Annotated in this window: 19 protein-coding genes, 2 tRNA genes and 1 pseudogene; 7 read left to right on the top strand and 15 right to left on the bottom strand. The window is 70.5% G+C overall.

Translation table 11 applies throughout. The features are described 5' to 3' along the window. Nucleotides 1-25: 25 nt before the first annotated feature. From OG861_RS16090 to pknB, 3 genes are all read left to right on the top strand, one after another. Nucleotides 26-1,450, top strand: coding sequence for an FtsW/RodA/SpoVE family cell cycle protein (locus OG861_RS16090; protein ID WP_329196620.1), 1,425 nt, complete (start codon nt 26-28; stop codon nt 1,448-1,450). Beyond that, nucleotides 1,447-2,910, top strand: coding sequence for a peptidoglycan D,D-transpeptidase FtsI family protein (locus tag OG861_RS16085; RefSeq protein ID WP_329196622.1), 1,464 nt, complete (start codon nt 1,447-1,449; stop codon nt 2,908-2,910). Before OG861_RS16090 ends, OG861_RS16085 begins: the two co-directional genes overlap by 4 nt. Nucleotides 2,911-3,065: 155 nt before the next feature. Beyond that, nucleotides 3,066-5,087, top strand: a complete 2,022-nt coding sequence (pknB, locus tag OG861_RS16080; protein ID WP_329196624.1) for a Stk1 family PASTA domain-containing Ser/Thr kinase — start codon at nt 3,066-3,068, stop codon at nt 5,085-5,087. A 56-nt stretch (nt 5,088-5,143) separates the two neighbouring features. On the opposite strand, the gene OG861_RS16075 is transcribed toward pknB, so the two are convergent. The 6 genes and pseudogenes from OG861_RS16075 to OG861_RS16050 all read right to left on the bottom strand — a co-directional run bounded on the left by OG861_RS16075 (nt 5,144) and on the right by OG861_RS16050 (nt 9,169). Beyond that, the gene (locus OG861_RS16075; RefSeq protein ID WP_329196626.1) at nt 5,144-5,881 is read right to left on the bottom strand and encodes a class E sortase; all 738 of its coding nucleotides are present in this window, start codon (nt 5,879-5,881) and stop codon (nt 5,144-5,146) included. A 37-nt stretch (nt 5,882-5,918) separates the two neighbouring features. Continuing rightward, a pseudogene (locus OG861_RS16070) lies at nt 5,919-6,596 on the bottom strand (class E sortase); the annotation flags it as partial. A 143-nt stretch (nt 6,597-6,739) separates the two neighbouring features. Then, complete coding sequence (locus tag OG861_RS16065; protein ID WP_329196628.1) at nt 6,740-7,378, bottom strand: aminodeoxychorismate/anthranilate synthase component II; 639 nt, start codon at nt 7,376-7,378, stop codon at nt 6,740-6,742. Then, on the bottom strand, nt 7,375-7,551 hold the full coding sequence (locus OG861_RS16060) for a hypothetical protein (protein ID WP_168713929.1): 177 nt from the start codon (nt 7,549-7,551) through the stop codon (nt 7,375-7,377). Before OG861_RS16060 ends, OG861_RS16065 begins: the two co-directional genes overlap by 4 nt. A 90-nt stretch (nt 7,552-7,641) precedes the next feature. Next, complete coding sequence (locus OG861_RS16055; protein WP_443056770.1) at nt 7,642-8,355, bottom strand: class E sortase; 714 nt, start codon at nt 8,353-8,355, stop codon at nt 7,642-7,644. Between the two features lie 13 nt (nt 8,356-8,368). Continuing rightward, nucleotides 8,369-9,169 carry a DUF881 domain-containing protein gene (locus OG861_RS16050; RefSeq protein ID WP_329196631.1) on the bottom strand — a complete coding sequence of 267 codons (801 nt, stop codon included), beginning with the start codon at nt 9,167-9,169 and terminating at the stop codon, nt 8,369-8,371. A 91-nt stretch (nt 9,170-9,260) separates the two neighbouring features. Here OG861_RS16050 and crgA point away from each other — a divergent pair, with 91 nt between their 5' ends. Then, the gene (gene crgA, locus OG861_RS16045; RefSeq protein WP_190185596.1) at nt 9,261-9,515 is read left to right on the top strand and encodes a cell division protein CrgA; all 255 of its coding nucleotides are present in this window, start codon (nt 9,261-9,263) and stop codon (nt 9,513-9,515) included. A 129-nt stretch (nt 9,516-9,644) separates the two neighbouring features. On the opposite strand, the gene OG861_RS16040 is transcribed toward crgA, so the two are convergent. After that, a complete protein-coding gene (locus OG861_RS16040) occupies nt 9,645-10,526 on the bottom strand; it encodes a rhomboid family intramembrane serine protease (protein ID WP_329196632.1) in 882 nt (293 codons plus the stop codon). Nucleotides 10,527-10,640: 114 nt separating this feature from the next. Continuing rightward, nucleotides 10,641-11,168 carry a peptidylprolyl isomerase gene (locus OG861_RS16035; RefSeq protein WP_329196634.1) on the bottom strand — a complete coding sequence of 176 codons (528 nt, stop codon included), beginning with the start codon at nt 11,166-11,168 and terminating at the stop codon, nt 10,641-10,643. A 177-nt stretch (nt 11,169-11,345) separates the two neighbouring features. Here OG861_RS16035 and OG861_RS16030 point away from each other — a divergent pair, with 177 nt between their 5' ends. Beyond that, the gene (locus OG861_RS16030; RefSeq protein ID WP_329196636.1) at nt 11,346-12,035 is read left to right on the top strand and encodes a DUF5324 family protein; all 690 of its coding nucleotides are present in this window, start codon (nt 11,346-11,348) and stop codon (nt 12,033-12,035) included. Between the two features lie 118 nt (nt 12,036-12,153). On the opposite strand, the gene OG861_RS16025 is transcribed toward OG861_RS16030, so the two are convergent. Beyond that, a complete protein-coding gene (locus OG861_RS16025) occupies nt 12,154-12,591 on the bottom strand; it encodes a LysM peptidoglycan-binding domain-containing protein (RefSeq protein ID WP_329196638.1) in 438 nt (145 codons plus the stop codon). Between the two features lie 235 nt (nt 12,592-12,826). Continuing rightward, nucleotides 12,827-12,899, bottom strand: a tRNA-Ala gene (locus tag OG861_RS16020). 160 nt (nt 12,900-13,059) lie between these two features. On the opposite strand from OG861_RS16020, the gene OG861_RS16015 reads away from it, so the two are divergent. Both OG861_RS16015 and OG861_RS16010 read left to right on the top strand, forming a co-directional pair. Next, on the top strand, nt 13,060-13,608 hold the full coding sequence (locus tag OG861_RS16015; protein WP_329196640.1) for a DNA-binding protein: 549 nt from the start codon (nt 13,060-13,062) through the stop codon (nt 13,606-13,608). A 33-nt stretch (nt 13,609-13,641) separates the two neighbouring features. Beyond that, the gene (locus tag OG861_RS16010) at nt 13,642-14,862 is read left to right on the top strand and encodes a serine/threonine-protein kinase (RefSeq protein WP_330261759.1); all 1,221 of its coding nucleotides are present in this window, start codon (nt 13,642-13,644) and stop codon (nt 14,860-14,862) included. Here OG861_RS16010 and OG861_RS16005 read toward each other — a convergent pair. The 5 genes from OG861_RS16005 to OG861_RS15985 all read right to left on the bottom strand — a co-directional run bounded on the left by OG861_RS16005 (nt 14,859) and on the right by OG861_RS15985 (nt 17,886). After that, a complete protein-coding gene (locus OG861_RS16005) occupies nt 14,859-16,121 on the bottom strand; it encodes a hypothetical protein (RefSeq protein WP_329196642.1) in 1,263 nt (420 codons plus the stop codon). The two genes, OG861_RS16010 and OG861_RS16005, sit on opposite strands and share 4 nt — an antisense overlap. Nucleotides 16,122-16,289: 168 nt before the next feature. Then, nucleotides 16,290-16,424 (bottom strand): DLW-39 family protein, encoded by a 135-nt coding sequence (locus tag OG861_RS16000; protein ID WP_208809277.1) that lies wholly within the window; start codon nt 16,422-16,424, stop codon nt 16,290-16,292. Nucleotides 16,425-16,555: 131 nt separating this feature from the next. Further along, nucleotides 16,556-16,987, bottom strand: a complete 432-nt coding sequence (locus tag OG861_RS15995) for a cytidine deaminase family protein (protein WP_329196645.1) — start codon at nt 16,985-16,987, stop codon at nt 16,556-16,558. A 99-nt stretch (nt 16,988-17,086) separates the two neighbouring features. Next, nucleotides 17,087-17,160 (bottom strand) — tRNA-Ile (locus OG861_RS15990). A gap of 93 nt (nt 17,161-17,253) precedes the next feature. Beyond that, nucleotides 17,254-17,886 carry a DUF3566 domain-containing protein gene (locus OG861_RS15985; RefSeq protein ID WP_329196647.1) on the bottom strand — a complete coding sequence of 211 codons (633 nt, stop codon included), beginning with the start codon at nt 17,884-17,886 and terminating at the stop codon, nt 17,254-17,256. Nucleotides 17,887-17,889 lie beyond the last annotated feature (3 nt).

The following is a 17,889-nucleotide window of genomic DNA, read 5'->3' as shown; positions in this document are numbered from 1 at the left end:
GCGGGCACAGGGGGCCTGCCACACCATGAGCGTTGTCACCAACACGACCACCATCGGCGCCATCGAGCTGCCGAGCCGGCGGAACACCGAGCTCCTGCTGCTCGCCTTCGCCGTGGTCATCCCGATCTTCGCCTACGCCAACGTGGGGCTGTCGATCCACGGCAAGCTGCCCCCGGGCATGCTCACCTACGGGCTCGGCCTCGGCGTGCTCGCCGGTCTCGCGCACCTCGTCGTGCGCCGCTACGCCAAGTACGCCGACCCGTTGCTGCTGCCGATCGCCACGCTGCTCAACGGGCTCGGGCTCGTGATCATCTACCGGCTGGACCAGTCCGAGCGGCTGCAGAACCTCGCCAAGCGCCAGTACGGCGGCTTCACCGAGTCGGCGCCCCGGCAGATGATGTACACGGCCCTCGCGCTCGCCCTGTTCGCGGTCGTGCTGCTGGTCCTCAAGGACCACCGCGTGCTCCAGCGGTTCACGTACATCTCGATGGCCGCCTCGCTGGTCCTGCTGATCCTGCCCGTCGTCCCGGGCCTGGGCGCCGACGTCTTCGGCGCGAAGATCTGGATCAGCGTCGGCGGTTTCTCCATCCAGCCGGGCGAGTTCGCGAAGATCGTGATCGCGATCTTCTTCGCCGGCTACCTGATGGTCAAGCGCGACGCCCTGGCCCTGGCCAGCCGCCGCTTCATGGGCCTCTACCTGCCGCGCGGCCGTGACCTCGGCCCGATCCTGATGATCTGGGCGATGAGCCTGCTCGTCCTCGTCTTCGAGAACGACCTGGGCACCTCGCTGCTCTTCTTCGGCATGTTCGTGATCATGCTGTACGTGGCCACCGAGCGCACCAGCTGGATCGTGATCGGTCTGCTCATGTCGGTCGGCGGCGCCGTCGTCGTCGGCACCACTGCCAGCCACGTCAAGGTCCGCGTCACCGCCTGGCTCGACCCCTTCGCCTGCTACAGCAAGTCCGGCGCCTGCGAGCAGGTCGGCCAGTCGATCATGAGCTTCGGCTCCGGCGGGGTCCTGGGCACCGGCTGGGGACAGGGCAACTCCGACCTGATCGGCTTCGCCGCCAACTCCGACTTCATCTTCTCCACCGTCGGCGAGGAACTCGGCCTCTCCGGCGTCATGGCGTTCCTGCTGCTCTACGGCCTGATCATCGAGCGCGGCGTCCGCACCGCACTCGCCGCCCGCGACCCGTTCGGCAAGCTCTTCGCCATCGGCCTCTCCGGCGCGTTCTCCCTGCAGATCTTCGTCGTCGCCGGCGGAGTCATGGGCCTCATCCCCCTCACCGGCATGACCATGCCCTTCCTCGCCTCCGGCGGTTCCTCCGTCCTCGCGAACTGGGTGCTCATCGCCATCCTCATCCGGATCAGCGACACCGCACGCCGCCCGGCCCCGGCCCCCGCTCCGTCCCCCGACTCCGAGATGACCCAGGTGGTCCGCCCGTCATGAACAAGCCCCTGCGCCGCATCTCGCTGTTCTGCGGGCTGCTCGTCCTCGCGCTGCTGATCCGTACGAACTGGCTGCAGTACGTCCAGGCCGAGGAGCTCAGCACCCGCAAGGAAAACCGCCGGGTCCAGATCGCCCAGTACGCCACCGAGCGCGGCAACATCATCGTCCAGGGCCAGCCCGTCACCGGCTCCGCGGTCACCGACGGCAGCGACTTCAAGTACAAGCGGACGTACATCGACGGCCCCCTGTGGGCGCCCGTCACGGGATACGCCTCCCAGGCCTTCGGCTCGACGCAGCTGGAGAACATCGACGACGGCATCCTCACCGGCAACGACGACCGGCTCTTCTTCGACCGCACCATCGGCATGTTCACCGGGGAGAAGAAGCAGGGCGGCAACGTCGTCACCACCCTGAACGCCGCCGCGCAGAAGGCCGCCTACCAGCAGCTCGGCACCAAGAAGGGCGCCGTCGCGGCGATCGACCCGCGCACCGGCGCCATCCTGGCCCTGGTCAGCACCCCGTCCTACGACCCGTCGAGCTTCGCCGGGTTCTCGAAGGACGACGGCAAGGCCTGGCGCCAGCTCAACGACAGCGAGGACAAGAACCTCGTCAACCGAGCCCTGCGCGAGACCTACCCGCCGGGCTCCACCTTCAAGGTCGTCACGGCCGCCGCGGCCCTGGAGAACGGCGCCGTCACGGACATCGACGCACCGACGGACACTCCCGAGCCGTACATCCTGCCGGGCACCAGGACCCCGATGGTCAACCACGCCTCGGGCTGCGAGAAGTCCAGCCTGAACAACGCGCTGCGGGTCTCCTGCAACTCGGTCTTCGCGAACATGGGCGACAAGGTCGGCCGCGACAAGATGGTCGACATGGCCCAGAAGTTCGGGTTCAACAGCACCATCGACACCCCCGTCCGCGCCTTCGCCAGCGTTTACGACAAGACCATGGGCAGGGACGGCAACGCGCAGAGCTCCATCGGCCAGTTCAACACCGCCGCCACCCCGCTGCAGATGGCCATGGTCACCGCGGGCATCGCCAACGACGGCAAGCTGATGAAGCCGTACATGGTCGACCAGCTGACCGCGCCCAACCTCGACGTGATCGAGAAGCACGAGCCGCAGGAAATGAGCCGGCCCCTCTCCGCCGCGAACGCGCAGAAGGTCCAGAAGATGATGGTCAACGTCGTCGAGAACGGCACCGGCACCATGGCCCAGATCAAGGGCGTGACCGTCGGCGGCAAGACCGGCACCGCGCAGCACGGAGAGAAGAACGCCAAGCGTCCCTACGCCTGGTTCATCTCCTACGCCAAGCTGCCCGACGGTTCCTCCCCGGTCGCCGTCGCCGTCGTCATCGAGGACAGCGCCGCCGACCGTGAGGACATCACCGGTGGCGGCCTGGCGGCGCCGGTCGCCAAGGCGGTCATGGAAGCCGTTCTGAAGAACAACAAGGGATGAGGAACGAAGACAGGATCCGAGCGCTCGGTACCGGTCTCGTATCAGCCTGTGGTCACGAGACGATCACTCCCGATCGGCCGGTAGCCTTTGCGCGAACAGCACACCGCCGGACCACACACCGGTGCGGTCGGGACTGACGGAGAGGGCTGCAAGTTATGGAAGAGCCGCGTCGCCTCGGCGGCCGGTACGAGCTGAGCCACGTGCTCGGCCGTGGTGGCATGGCCGAGGTCTACCTCGGTCACGACACCCGGCTCGGCCGTACCGTCGCCGTCAAGACCCTGCGTGCCGACCTCGCCCGCGACCCGTCCTTCCAGGCCCGGTTCCGCCGCGAGGCCCAGTCGGCCGCATCGCTCAACCACCCGGCGATCGTCGCCGTCTACGACACCGGCGAGGACTACGTAGACAACATCTCCATCCCGTACATCGTGATGGAGTACGTCGACGGGTCCACCCTGCGCGAGCTGCTTCACTCCGGCCGCAAACTGCTGCCCGAGCGCACCCTGGAAATGACCATCGGCATCCTCCAGGCCCTCGAGTACTCGCACCGCGCCGGCATCGTGCACCGCGACATCAAGCCCGCCAACGTGATGCTGACCCGCACCGGCCAGGTCAAGGTCATGGACTTCGGCATCGCCCGCGCCATGGGCGACTCCGGCATGACCATGACGCAGACCGCCGCCGTCATCGGCACCGCCCAGTACCTCTCCCCGGAGCAGGCCAAGGGCGAGCAGGTCGACGCGCGCTCCGACCTGTACTCCGCCGGCTGCCTGCTCTACGAGCTGCTCTGCGTCCGGCCGCCGTTCGTCGGCGACTCCCCGGTGGCCGTCGCCTACCAGCACGTGCGCGAGGAACCGCAGCCGCCGTCGAACTTCGACCCCGAGATCACGCCGGTGATGGACGCCATCGTCCTCAAGGCCCTGGTCAAGGACCCCGACTACCGCTACCAGTCCGCCGACGAGATGCGCGCCGACATCGAGGCCTGCCTCGACGGCCAGCCCGTCGCCGCGACCGCCGCCATGGGCGCCGCCGGATACGGCTACGGCGACCAGGGCCACGGCTACGGTCACCAGGGCTACGACCAGCCCACCACCGCCCTGCGCAGCACCGACGCCGGCCAGACCGCGATGATGCCCCCGACCGCCCCGGGCGACGGCGGCTACGGGGACCAGGGCCACGGCGGCTACGACCAGGGCGGCCACGGCCGCCGGCCGCAGAAGAAGAGCCGCGCCTCCACGGTCCTGCTGGCCGTGGCCGGCGTGCTCGTGCTGGTCGGCGCCATCCTCATCGGCCGCACGGTGTTCACGGGGGGCGCCGACAACCGGCCCTCCGTCCCCAAGCTGATCGGCGAGACCCTCGCGTCGGCCCAGGAGCGCGGCAAGAACGTCAGCCTGAACGTGGTCCAGGACGGCACGATGGAATGTGCCGACCAGCCCAAGGACCGGATCTGCCAGCAGAGCCAGGCGCCGGACACCAAGGTCGACAAGAACTCCACGATCAAGGTCAAGATCTCCTCGGGTGCGCCCAAGGTGGCGGTCCCCGACGTGCTGCGGATGAAGTCGGATCAGGCCGAGTCCACACTGCAGGGCAAGGGCTTCCAGGTGGAGAAGAAGCTGGTCGAGTCCGACCAGTCGCCCGGCATCGTCCTGGACCAGGACCCCAAGTCCGACGTCAAGGCGGAGAAGGGTTCGGTCATCACCCTGACCGTCTCCAAGGAGATCGCGAAGGGCGCCGTCCCGGACCTCACCGGCAAGACGCAGGACGCGGCGGCCAAGCTGCTCTCCGACGCCAAGCTCAAGCTCGGCAGCGTCACCGAGGTCGACGCGCCCCCCGGCACGGCGCCCAAGACGATCGTGCAGCAGCAGTACACGCCGGGCACGGAACTGGCCAAGGGCACGACGGTCAACGTCAGCATCGCCAAGGCCGCGGCGGCGCAGCCGACCGTCGTACCGCCGCTGACCGGTCAGACGGTGGCCCAGGCCAAGCTGACCCTCCAGGCGAGCGGCCTGGTGTTCGGCGCGGTCCTCGCCGGTCCCACGGACGACAACGCGGTGATCCTGGACTCCACCCCGGCGGTGGGAACTCCCCAGCCCGCCGGCACGGTCGTCAACGTCCGCACGGTCAAGGGCCAGGGCGGCGGAGGGTTCTTCGGCGGCCTCACCGGCGGCACGCGCCGCTGACGCGCCACGCAGGGAACGGCCCGGCCCCCCGTCCTGGGGGGGCCGGGCCGTTCCCGTCAGCGCAGTTCCGCGGGCGGGGTGCGCCGGGCGTCCACCTTCTCCGTGCGCACCAGCTCGCCCCACACGACGTAGCGGTACTTCGAGGTGTACACCGGCGTGCAGGTCGTCAGCGTGATGAAGCGCCCCGGGGCCGTCCTGCCCGACTCCTTCGGGACCGGGTTGATCACGTCCACGTCGTACTTCGAGGTCTGGCGCAGCTCCGCGAAGACCTTGTACACATACCAGGTGTCACGCGTCTCGAAGACGACGGCGTCGCCGCCCTTCACCTTGTCGATATCGTGGAACTTCGCCCCGTGCCCGTCGCGGTGCGCCGCCAGCGAGAAGTTGCCCTTCTCCTCCCACGGCAGCGCCGCCTTCACCGGCTCCGTGTAGTACCCGGCGACGCCCTCGTTGAGCACGTCCGGGGAGGTTCCCGGCTTGACCAGCACCTCGCCGTTCTTCATCGCCGGCACGTGCAGGAACCCGATGCCGCCCCGGGTGTCCAGTGCCCCGGGTTCGGCCGGCCGCTGCGCCCCGCCGGCCGGCGACGGCTGCTGCCACTGGCGCCGGACCTCGTCGCCGCGCGCCGACGCCTGCCGGTCGGCGAGCACGTTCGTCCACCACAGCGAGTAGGCCACGAACAGGCCCAGCACCAGGCCCACCGTGATCAGGAGCTCGCCGAGCACACTCAGGAACCCGGCGAGGACACTGCGGTCGCGGGGCGGCTGTGCGGAACGGCGGCGGGCACGAGACACTGCGGATTCGTCCTCTGTGGCGTACGTACGGGTCGGCTTACGGGCTGTTCAGCGCGGCCGGGGCACCCTGGCTGCGGGGTCGTTCCCCGGTCATCCTGCCCCATACGATCATCCGGTAGGTGCTGGTGAACTCCGGGGTGCAGGTCGTCAGCGTGATGTACCGGCCGGATCCGGTGAAGCCGGATCCCGCGGGAACCGGCTTGATCACCGACACGTTGGACGGTGAGGTCTGCGGCAGCGCGGAGGTCATCTCGTAGGTGTAGTACGCGTCCCTCGTCTCCACCACGATCGGGTCGCCCGGCACCAGCCGGTTGATGAAGCGGAACGGTTCCCCGTGGGTGTTGCGGTGGCCGGCCAGCGCGAAGTTGCCCTGCCGGTCCGACGGCATCGCCGTTTTCAGCGGTCCCTCGCCGTAGTGCCCGACCATCCCCTTGTCGAGCACCTGCGTCTTGCTGACGCCCTCCGCGACCGGCACCTTCACGTCCAGTTTCGGGATGTGCAGGATCGCGAAGCCCTGGCCCGGCTCGAAGGCCGCCACCGGCGGCGCGGACGCCCCGCCCGGGGCGTGTTCCCAGTTCTGCCGCAGCGAGCCCGCGGCCCCGTCCGCCGTCCGCTCCGCCAGCACGTTGGTGTACCAGAGCTGGTAGGTGACGAACAGCAGCATCACCACGCCGACGGTGATGAACATCTCCCCGACGGCGCGGCTCAGCACCACCAGCGGGCCGCCCGAGCGCGGGCGCCGGCGGCGGCGTCCGCCGCCCCGCTTGCGCGCCCGTACGTGCGTACGCTTCGCGGCCTCCTGTGCCGCCTTGCGCCGCGCGGCCCGGCCCCCCGTGGGCGCGGACGGCGCGACGGCCGTCACGCGACGGCCTTGCCCACCACCGGGGCCAGTCCCACCGACCGCTCGACGGCGCCGGCGTCACCGCAGCGCACGAGCCAGTTGGCGAGCATCCGGTGACCCCACTCCGTCAGCACCGACTCGGGGTGGAACTGCACGCCCTCGACGTCGTGCTCCCGGTGCCGCAGCCCCATGATGATCCCGTCCTCGGTCCGCGCGGTGACCTCCAGCGCGTCGGGCAGGGTCTGCGGCTCGGCCGCGAGGGAGTGGTAGCGGGTCGCGGTGAAGGGCGACGGCAGCCCGGCGAACACGCCGAGCCCCTCGTGCACCACCGGCGAGGTCTTGCCGTGCAGCAGCTCCGGAGCCCGGCCGACGACGCCGCCGTACGCGACGGCCATCGACTGCATGCCGAGGCAGACGCCGAAGACGGGGACGCCCGTGCCGGCGCAGTGCCGCACCATGTCGACGCAGACGCCCGCCTCCTCCGGGGTGCCCGGGCCCGGCGAGAGCAGTACGCCGTCGAAACCGTCCTGCGCGTGGGCGAGCTCGACCTCGTCGTTGCGCAGCACCTCGCACTCGGCGCCGAGCTGGTAGAGGTACTGGACCAGATTGAAGACAAAGCTGTCGTAGTTGTCGACAACCAGAATGCGCGCGCTCACGGAGCAGCTCCCGATCCTTCGTCCACCGTCACGTCGTTGAACGGAAGGAGCGGCTCGGCCCACGGGAAGACGTACTGGAACAGCACGAACACCACCGCGAGGACCAGTGCGAGCGAGATCAGCGCGCGTACCCATGCGTTGCCGGGCAGATGCCGCCAGATCCAGCCGTACATCGCGCCTGCTTCCCTCTCGTTCCGCGTTCCTCCCACGTACCGCGGGAGCGGTACCGCAACAGACTAAAGCCACAGGCCGTAAGTGGGGGGTCACCTCGGCAATCCCCCGGGCGGTCCCTGGCCGGCCGGCCGGGTCCCCGTGAGCTCCGCCCACACCACCAGGCGGTGGCTGTGGCCCCATTCCGGTTCGCAGGTGGTCAGGGTCAGGTACCGGCCGGGGGCGGTGAAGGGCGATCCCTGCGGTACCGGGTCGACCACCCCCGTCTCGGTGGGCAGGACGCGCAGCGGCCCGGTCCGGACGGTGTACGTGTACCAGGCCACGGCGTCCTTGATGATCACGGCGTCCCCGGGGCGCAGCTCCGGCACGTCCTTGAAGGGGTCCCCGTACGTCCGCCGGTGCCCGGCCACCGCGAAGTTCCCGCTCTCGCCGGGGCGGGCCGAGCGCGGGTAGTGGCCGAGGCCCTTCTTCAACGGCTCCGGGCCGGTGCCCTCCAGCACGGGCTTGTTCCAGTCCGCGCCGAAGCGGGGCACGTACATCTCGGCGAAGGCCCGCCCGTCGGCGAGCGGCGGGGCGGGGGGAGGGGCGGTAGCGGGAGCGGACGGGGTGGCGCCCGGCGCGGGGGCGGCCGCCGGCGCCGGGGCGGTGGGGGCGGCGGGGGCCGCCCAGCGCTCGTGCAGCCGGGCCACCTCGCCGTCCATGGCCCGGTCGGCCCGGACGCCCGTCCACAGCAGCAGGTAGGCGACGAACAGCACGATCACCGTGCCGGCCGTCAGGCACACCTCGCTGAACGTCCGCACCAGCAGGCGCAGTACGACGTCAGGACGTCGGCGTGGACGTGGACGTGGACGTGGCGGATTCCACGGGCTTCGCATAGTGGAGGTCCACTGTGCCGGAGTACCCGGGCAGTGTCAGCGCCTTGTGCTCGTCCACTTTCCAGCCCAGGCCGTACGCCGTGACGTACAGCTGGTAGTTCTGCAGGGCGGGCGAGGCGGCGAGCGCCTTGCGCAACGCGCCCGGGTCACCCACCGCGGAGACCTTGTACGGGGGCGAGTAGACCCGGCCCTGGAGGATCAGGGTGTTGCCGACGCAGCGGACGGCGCTGGTGGAGATCAGGCGCTGGTCCATGATCTGGATCCCGGTGGCGCCGCCCTGCCACAGCGCGTTCACCACGGCCTGGAGGTCCTGCTGGTGGATCACGAGGTCGTTGGGCTGGGGGTCGGGCACGTTGGGGATGCGGGGGACGGCGTTCGGCGGGGCGTCGTTGAGGGTGACCGTCAGCCCCTTGCCGAAGACCGCCTCGGTGCCGGAGGCGGCGCGCAGGGCGGCCAGCTTGGCGTCCTCGGCTTTGGTGCTGCCGTCGTCGCGCTCTGCGAGGGCGTCCACCTGGCCGCGCACCGCCGCCGTGGTCTTCTCCAGCTCGGCGTTGTTCTGGCTGCGCTCGTGGATCAGGTCGGAGAGCTTGAGGAGCGAGGCGTCCGTGCGGATGTTCGTACCCTTGGACGTGTTGAAACTGGTGACGAAGATGAGACCGGCGAGGGCGAAAACGACGGCGGTCAGCAGCCGGACCGGTCGGAGCCGACGGCGGGGACCCGCGGAGGAGTCGTGGGAATCGCTCAACGTACCCTTCTCCTTCAACGCCACAGGTCCACTACGCTAACGGACGCCCGGGGCAGGCAAGGTCCCCAGCGCATCGACAGGAGAGCCCCTCGTGCCGAAGTCACGTATCCGCAAGAAGGACGACTACACGCCGCCGCCGACGCGGCAGCCGCAGGCGATCAGGTTGACGAACCGCAGCTGGGTGGCCCCGGTCATGCTCGCGTTCTTCCTGATCGGCCTCGCCTGGATCGTCGTCTTCTATGTGACCGACACCCAGCTGCCCATCGAATCCCTGGGCAATTGGAACATCGTGGTCGGTTTCGGCTTCATCGCGGCGGGATTCGGCGTCTCGACGCAGTGGAAGTAGCCCGGCGGACATAGCGGAAATCCACCGCCGGCGGAAGCTCTCCCCATGAGTTATCCACAGCGTCATCCACACCTGAGGAAAAGACAGAAGATCTGTGGATAACTCTGTGGAGAGTTGACGCCGGTGTGATCAGGTGAGTGCGGCCAGCCCGGCCGTCCTGACCGCGATCAGCAGGACTGCCAACAGGAACACCGCCGCGCAGCTCCCCCACTGGAGGAGGATCCGCCTGCGGCCGGCGCCGGGCAGGAGCAGCCCCAGCGTGACCAGTGCCCCGGTGACCAGACCGCCCACATGTGCCTGCCAGGACACGCTGATGTCGCCGACCCGTACGAAGGTCAGCGCCAGCATCAGAACGACCATGATGATCACCGGCCGCATCTCGTACCGCATCCGGCGGGCGAGGACGGCCGTCGCGCCGAGCAGGCCGAAGACGGCTCCCGACGCACCGAGGGTCGCGGTGTTCGGCGCGGTCAGCAGATAGACGAGGGCGCTGCCGCCCAGACCTGACAGCAGGTACACCGCGAGATAGCGGACCCGGCCGAGGGCGGCTTCCAGCGGGCCGCCGAGTACCCACAGGCCGATCATGTTGCCGATCACGTGCCACCACTCGGTGTGCAGGAACACCGACGTGAGCAGCCGGTAGTACTGGCCGGTGGACACCCCCTCCAGGGGCGCTCCGTAGTACTCCACGTAGCGGCCGAGCAACTCCAGCCGCACGGGCAGGCCCGGCGCCGCCTGCGCCGCGAGGAAGACCGCGATGTTGATCCCGATGAGGATCTTGGTGACGAGGTGGGGATCCGCGGCGACGACGCCGCCCGCCAGGGTCCGCGGTGCGTTGTCGGCGGGGCGACGGCCCGTACCGGAGCCCTCGCGGACGCATTCGGGGCACTGGAAACCGACCGAGGCGCTGATCATGCACTCGGGGCAGATCGGGCGCTCGCAGCGGACACAGCGGATCCCCGTGTCGCGGTCCGGGTGGCGGTAGCAGCCCGGCAGACGGTCGGTGTCCATCGGTCCCCTCGGTTGACGGCGGGACTGGCGCGGGCGCCGCCCCACCGGTCCGGTCAAGGTACGTATCGAGGACGGACGGGCGGCGGGGAAGGTTCCCGGTGCGGCGCCGGGGGATCAGCGCTTCTCGACGACCACCGTCCGGATGATCACGTCGTCCTGCGGCCGCTCGGTACGCGGATTGGTCGGCAGGGCGGCGATCTCGTCCACGACCTTCTGGCTGGCCTTGTCGGTGACCTCGCCGAAAATGGTGTGCTTGCGGGTCAGCCAGGCGGTGGGTGCGACGGTGATGAAGAACTGGGAGCCGTTGGTGCCCGGTCCGGCGTTGGCCATGGCGACCAGGTACGGCTTGGTGAAGGCCAGGTCGGGGTGGAACTCGTCGGCGAACTGGTAACCGGGACCGCCGGTGCCGTTGCCGAGCGGGTCGCCGCCCTGGATCATGAACCCGCTGATGATGCGGTGGAAGACCGTGCCGTCGTACAGCGGGTCCGTGGTCTTCTGACCGTCCGTCGGCCTGGTCCATTCGCGCGCGCCGGTGGCCAGCTCCACGAAGTTCCGTACCGTTTTGGGGGCGAAGTTCGCCAGCAGCTCGATCTCGATGTCGCCGTGGTTCGTCTTCAGCGTGGCGTAGAGCTTCTCGGCCAACGGGATCTGCCTTCCCTAGTGCTCACTGTCGGTTCCCGATCCTCCCACGATGCGGGCCGGCCCACGGAAACCCTCCACCCGAATGCCCTGTCTCACATGCCTGTTGGCGTGGGGACAGGCATGATCCGACAAAGGGTGGAAAGGTGAACTGTGTCCGCCACCGAGGAGGAGGATCCCGTGACCCGCAAGGACAGCGTGCGCCTGGCAGCCGAGAACGCCAGGGAGAGCATGCGGCACGCAGCGGAAGTGGTGGCGCCGTACGCAGGAACCGCCAAGGACGCGGCTGTGCACTACGCGCACGAGGCGAACGAGCGGCTGGCGCCGAAGGTCTCGTACGCGGCCGGAGAGGCCGCCCGGCAGGCCCGTACGACCTACGACAGCCATCTGCACCCGCGCCTCCGGGCCGCGCGGGCCCACGTACCCCCGAACGTCGACCGCGCCGCCACGACCGCGGTGCACCAGACGCGCCGGGTGGCGCGCCAGGCCGCCGACTACACCCAGCCCCGGATCGAAAGCGCGCTCGCGGCTGCCCAGCCCATGGCGGAAGAGGCGGCGTCGCGGTCCTCCGCGGCGCTCGCGGCGCTGCGCGGCCAGGTGACGGCCAAGGAAGTGCAGCGGCTCGTGCGCAAGCACGAGCGGCGGGCGCGCGCGGGCCGGCTGCTCAAGGGGCTCGCGATCGCCGGTGTCGTGGCGGGCGCGGCCTTCGCCGCATGGAAGTGGTGGGACCAGCAGTCCAACCCGGACTGGCTCGTGGAACCGCCGGCGGCCACGGAGACGTCGGGGCGCGACGCCGAGCCGGCCACCTTCGACGACGAGCTGGCGGCCAAGGAGAACGAGGCGAACCCGAACGGCGACGCGCAGCAGTAGTCGGCGCGAGCAGCAGTAGTCGGCACGCAGCAGTAGTCGACGGGCGCGCGAGGCGCGGTGAAGGGGCCCGGATCCCTGGCGGATCCGGGCCCCTTCACCGCGCCCTCGCCCGTCGGCCTCAGCTCGGGAGCATGAGCACCATGCCCGGCCGGATCATGTCGGGGTTGGGACCGACGACGGACTTGTTCATGGCGTACAGCTCGCGCCACCGCCCCTCGTTGCCCAGCTCGCGACGGGCGATCGCGGAGAGCGAGTCACCTGTCCGGACGATGTAGGTGCGCTGCGCCTCGGACGGCGGCTTCGGCGCCGCCGGCACCGCCTTGTGCGCGGCGGAGGCCGGGGTCGGCGTCTTGTGCTGCACGTGCCCGGGTACCGGCTTGGGCGGGGCCGGGGCGGCGGCCGCCCTGGTGGCCGAGGTGGCGTCGGTGTACTTCCCGCCCATGTCGTTGGGCCCTGCCGCCCTGGCCGGGGCCTGCTGCTCGGCCTGCTCCTTCGCCTTCTCGGCGGCCTCTTCCTGCCTCTTCTTGTCGGACTTCAGGAAGTCGAAGATTCCCATGGTGTGTGCGCCTCCGGCGTGATGTCGCCCCCCTGGCCACAGTGCCTCACCCCACTCTCGACCACCATCCCGGACGCGGCCCCGTGGCTGACCCGTCCGGGCGACGGTGTTTCACGTGAAACATCGGACCGGCCGCCGGCCCTCCCGGTCCGTGGCCGGACAGGCGGTCCCCGGCCGAACAGACAAAAGACCCCCTTGACCGGCGTTTCCGCAGGTCAAGGGGGTCTTTCAAGAGTGGAGCCTAGGAGATTCGAACTCCTGACATCTGCCTTGCAAAGGCAGCGCTCTACCAACTGAGCTAAGGCCCCGAAAACGGATACGCCCGTCCCCCGGTGAAGGAGTGGTCGTTCCGCAGAACAGAGTACCGGGTGTACCCCCTCATCCCGCAAAATGATAGGGACTCCCGCCCCGCGACCACTCTCCGTAAGATGCTCGCGAGGTTCGCACCAGCGAAGGGGAGTTGTCAGCGTGGACGCAGTACAGCAAGAGGCCACGGCCAGAGCCAGGGAGCTCCAGCGCAGTTGGTACGGCGAGCCGCTGGGAGCGCTCTTCCGCCGGCTCATAGACGACCTCGGGCTGAACCAGGCCCGCCTCGCTGCCGTCCTCGGACTGTCGGCCCCGATGCTGTCCCAGCTGATGAGCGGCCAGCGCGCCAAGATCGGCAACCCGGCCGTGGTCCAGCGGGTCCAGGCGCTCCAGGACCTCGCCGGCCAGGTCGCCGACGGCAGCGTCAGCGCGGCCGAGGCCACCGACCGCATGGACGAGATCAAGCGGACCCAGGGCGGCTCCGTCCTCATCAACAGCGGTCAGACGACCACAGGTTCGGGCGCACCCACGGTCAAGCGGGTCGTGCGCGAGATCCAGTCCCTGCTGCGCTCGGTCTCCGCCGCGGGCGACATCATCGACGCGGCGGACACGCTCGCCGCCAGCCATCCGGAACTCGCCGAGTTCCTGAGGGTGTACGGAGCCGGGCGCACCTCCGACGCGGTCGCCCACTACGAGGCCCACCAGAACTGACCGCACGAGCGACGACGGGGGACGGGCACAGCGATGGGTGAGGTCTTCGCCGGCCGGTACGAGCTGGTCGACCCGATCGGACGGGGCGGCGCGGGCGCGGTGTGGCGGGCCTGGGACCACCGCCGTCGCCGGTACGTCGCCGCGAAGGTCCTCCTCCAGGGCGACGCCCACACCCTGCTGCGCTTCGTGCGCGAGCAGGCCCTGCGGATCGACCACCCGCACGTGCTGGCCCCGGCCAGCTGGGCGGCCGACGACGACAAGGTCCTGTTCACCATGGACCTGGTCGGCGGCGGCTCCCTCGCCCATGTGATCGCGGACTACGGACCGCTGCCGCCCCGCTTCGTGTGCACGCTGCTCGACCAGCTCCTCACGGGGCTGGCGGCGGTGCACGCGGAGGGCGTCGTCCACCGCGACATCAAACCGGCCAACATCCTGATGGAGGCGACGGGGACGGGACGGCCGCACCTGCGGCTGTCCGATTTCGGGATCTCCATGCGCAAGGGTGAGCCCCGGCTCACCGACACCCACGTCGTGGTCGGCACGCCGGGGTACTTCGCCCCCGAGCAAATGCTGGGCGCCGAGCCCGACTTCCCCGCCGACCTGTTCGCCGTCGGCCTGGTCGCGCTGTACCTCCTTCGGGGGAGCAAGCCCGACTCCCAGGTGCTGGTGCAGCACTTCCTGACCCAGGGGACACCCGGGGCACCCGAGGGCGTCCCCGGGCCCCTGTGGGACGTCATCGCGGGTCTGCTGCACCCGAACCCCGAAAAACGGTTCCGGACCGCCACGGGGGCACGCAAGGCCCTTGCCGAGGCCGTCGAGCTGCTGCCGCCGCCCCCGGCGGACGAAGAGCCCGTGGAAGTGTTCGACCAACTCGGGCCGCTCCCCGACGGTTTCGGTCCCCAAGGTCCCCAAGGTCCCCAAGTCCCGGCGTCCGGAGTCGCCGTCGCCCCCGAAGAAACCCCGTCCCCGCCGGCCGGGCTCACGCCCTCGCCCGTTCAGCCGCCTGTTCAGCCGCCCGGGGCCACCCCGCCCGCCGTCCCGGCGCCGCCCGCACCGCACCCCTCGTACGGCCCGCCGACGGGCTACGGCCCCTCCGAGACCGGGAGCTTCCACCTCGCCCCGCCGGCCGCGCCCCCGCAGCCGCCCTGGGTGCGCTCCGGGATCGCCCCGCCCCCGCGCCGGGTCACGGCCGCCGTCCTCACCGCCGCCCTGCTCTGCTTCGCGCTCGGCACCTGGGCGCTGACCCGGATCTAATGTCCGGGGCCGGCGTTCCGCCGGGCCAGCAGGAACCAGGCCCCGAGTCCGAGCAGCAGCACCGCCCCGGTGCCGAAGCCCGCGCCGGCCACCACCCGCATCACCGAGCGGTCGCTCTCGGCCGCGGCCGCCTCCGGTCCGGTGAGGCCCTCCTTCGCGGCCGTCCGGTCGGCGGGACCGACCCCGAACCCGGCCGCGCCCAGGCTCTCCCGGTACGCGGGCGCCTTGGCCGGGGCGCCGATGACCTCCATCCGCAGCGTCAGCGGAACCGGCGTGGCGTCCCGCGTGAACTCCGCGACCTTCCCGCCCAGCGTCACCGCGAGGTAGTACCAGCCGGCCACCCCCGCCCCGCGCACCCCGGCCTCGTTCGCGTAGCGGTTCTCGTACGCCACCGGGGCGGTCTTCGGCAGGGTGACGGCCGCCTGCTTGCCGTCGTAGGAGGTGTCCTCGGAGCCGACCAGCCCCCGGAAGGGGCTGTACAGCGACACGGTGAGCCCGCCGGCGGCGGATCCGTACGGCTTGGTCATCTCGGCGGCCGCGATCTCCGCACCGACCCCCAACTGCTGTCCCCAGTCCAGCGGGACGCGGTAGAAACGGGTCTGCCCGGGCCGCAGGTCGTCACGCCACACCCCGCTCCCCAGGGCGCGGGCGTCGTTGAAGCCGGTCCCGCCGGTACGCCCCACCGGTTCCGTACCCGGCAGCGTCGGCGAGGCCGAGGGCCACACGCTGGGTGCGACGGTGGGCACCGGGCCGCCCAGGCCGGGCTCGCGCCGGACCAGGAGCTCCACCGGCCACGCTCCCCCGGCTGAGTCCTTGGCCGCGGTCCGCGTCACCTTGGCGTAGTAGATGCCGCCCGCCTGGCACTCGGCGTCCTCCCGGACCCGCCGTACGGCCGCCGCACCGGTCGGGACGGGGTCGTAACCGAAGTCCGCCCGGCCCGGGTTGGGGCAGCGCCGCCCCTCCTTGGTCATGATCTCGACCTCGATGCCGTCGCTGTAGCCCACCTTGGAGCCCTTGCCGGGCCGGACCACTGCCGAGACGTAGAAGTCGGAGGTGTCGTCGAGGGCGAGCCGGTAGAACCGTTCACCGGGGGAGACGGTGTCCTCGTAGACCGTGTCCGGCTCCAGCGGCGGTGCGTCGGCGCTGGAGGGCTTGCCCTGGACCGTGCGGGCTCCCTCGGCCAGGCGGTACTCGGGCAGCGGCCCGGGCGCGGGTCCGGCCGCGAACGCGGCCCCCGCCGTCCACACGGCGAGCCCCACGACAGCCGCCCCGGCCCCCGCCGTTCTCCGTACCCCGCCCCTCACGCGCACCCACACCCCGGATTCACTCCCGCAAGCCCGAACTTTGCGTACCGCAATCTTTCGCCACAGAACAGCACAAAGCCCCGGCAGCAGCGGCAGCCGGGGCCTTGTGGGAAACAGTGGGTCTCACACGCCGGAACCAGAAGGCACGGAGTCGGTTGCCTCCGTCCACAGGTCCTGCTCGGCGCGGTCCGCCTGGATCTGGCGGTACACGAGGAGACCGCCGATGGCGGCCAGTGCGACCAGGAGCAGCTTCTTCACCGCGCGACCTCGTCTTTCGTTGACGTTGGGTACTTCTGACGGCCCACAATACACACCGACCGATACCGATCGGTTATCTGAGGGGCCCCTCCGGCGGCACTCGACCGGCCCCACGCAGGAGTCGGTGCGGATCACCCGGAAGCGGGCGGAAGGACGGCCTGATCCGCCCACACATAGCTGTGCGGCAGCAGGTCCGTGACGTCGATGCCGCGCGGCCCTGCGGCCGTGGGGACGAGGACTCGGATGCCCGGGTGGTAGTCCAGCAGCACCTGCCGGTCGCGTCCGCACGGCGCCAGCACTCCGCGGCCCCTGTCGCCGACGGCAACGATGGTCACCAGCTCCCGTGCCCCCTCGGCGCGCGCGTGTGCCAGCGCCGCGAGCTCCGCACACGGCCCGCCGGTGAAGTGGTAGAGGTTGATGCCTCCGAACATCCGCCCCCGCACGTCCCGGACGGCCGCACCGACCGTGTGTGTCTCCCCGTCGCCATTGGCCTCCACGATGCGCCGGGCGAACCCGACCAGTTCCATGTCTTCTTCCGTCGGCACGTGCAGAACGCTTCCCATGCACAGCACCCTACGGCCGCCGCTCCGGGGGCGATCGACCGCGGAGGCCGGACAACGCGAAGACCCCCAACCGGGATCGGTTGGGGGTCTTCGACACTGTGGGGCTAACAGGATTTGAACCTGTGGCCTCATCCTTATCAGGGATGCGCTCTAACCAACTGAGCTATAGCCCCATCCGCGCTGCGCGCTGACTCCTGAAGGTTAGCGCACAGACCCGGCAGGTCCCAAATCCGTTCCGCGGGAGCGTCCCCGCAGGTCAGTCAGGCTCACTCGTCCTCGGCGAGCGTGAGCTCCACACCGCCCACGAAGCCGGCCGAGACGTTGTAGATGAACGCGCCCAGCGTCGCCAGTGCCGTCGCCAGCACGACGTCGATCACCGCGATCACGGAGGTGAAGATCAGCACGCGTGGCAGCGAAAGGAACGACTGGAGGTCGAAGCCGTTGCTCTCGTTGGAACCGGTCGCTTCGCTGATCGTGCCGCCGACGGTCGAGAAGACGCCCATCGCGTCCATGACCATCCACAGCACCACGGATGCCACGACCGTGCAGATGCCGAGCGCGATCGAGAGCAGGAAGCTGACCTTCATCACCGACCACGGGTCGGCCTTCGCCACCCGCAGCCGCGCCTTGCGCGTCCGGGGTGCCGTACGGACCCCCGTGCGCACCTGACGCTGCGCACCCGGGCCCGCGGACGCCCCGTGGGCCTGCGGCGGCGTGTACGGCTGCGCGCCCGGATCCTGGGCCGCGCCGGCCTTCGGCTTGGACTTCGGCCCTCGCGTATCGGTCACGGTGCTCCCCCTGCCCTTTGCGGGGGCGCCCCCGCCTTGAGAATCCGCGGCGGGGCCACGGGCACCGTTCGCTCCAGTCTTGGCCGGTCCGGCGCCCGTGGCTCCACTCACGAC

Origin of the sequence: Streptomyces sp. NBC_00539, from assembly GCF_036346105.1 — a bacterium.
Lineage (GTDB): Bacteria > Actinomycetota > Actinomycetes > Streptomycetales > Streptomycetaceae > Streptomyces.
The sequence above is the reverse complement of the archived record's forward strand: the minus strand, read 5'-3'. Positions and strand labels throughout refer to the sequence as shown.

Bases quoted from the DNA above. Each gene is read 5' to 3' on its own strand.
- OG861_RS16090 (WP_329196620.1), top strand. From the start codon at position 26: ATGAGCGTTGTCACCAACACGACCACCATCGGCGCCATCGAGCTGCCG.
- OG861_RS16085 (WP_329196622.1), top strand. From the start codon at position 1,447: ATGAACAAGCCCCTGCGCCGCATCTCGCTGTTCTGCGGGCTGCTCGTC.
- pknB (WP_329196624.1), top strand. From the start codon at position 3,066: ATGGAAGAGCCGCGTCGCCTCGGCGGCCGGTACGAGCTGAGCCACGTG.
- OG861_RS16060 (WP_168713929.1), bottom strand. From the start codon at position 7,551: ATGTACGGCTGGATCTGGCGGCATCTGCCCGGCAACGCATGGGTACGC.
- OG861_RS16040 (WP_329196632.1), bottom strand. From the start codon at position 10,526: ATGGACACCGACCGTCTGCCGGGCTGCTACCGCCACCCGGACCGCGAC.
- OG861_RS16025 (WP_329196638.1), bottom strand. From the start codon at position 12,591: ATGGGAATCTTCGACTTCCTGAAGTCCGACAAGAAGAGGCAGGAAGAG.
- OG861_RS16010 (WP_330261759.1), top strand. From the start codon at position 13,642: ATGGGTGAGGTCTTCGCCGGCCGGTACGAGCTGGTCGACCCGATCGGA.
- OG861_RS15995 (WP_329196645.1), bottom strand. From the start codon at position 16,987: ATGGGAAGCGTTCTGCACGTGCCGACGGAAGAAGACATGGAACTGGTC.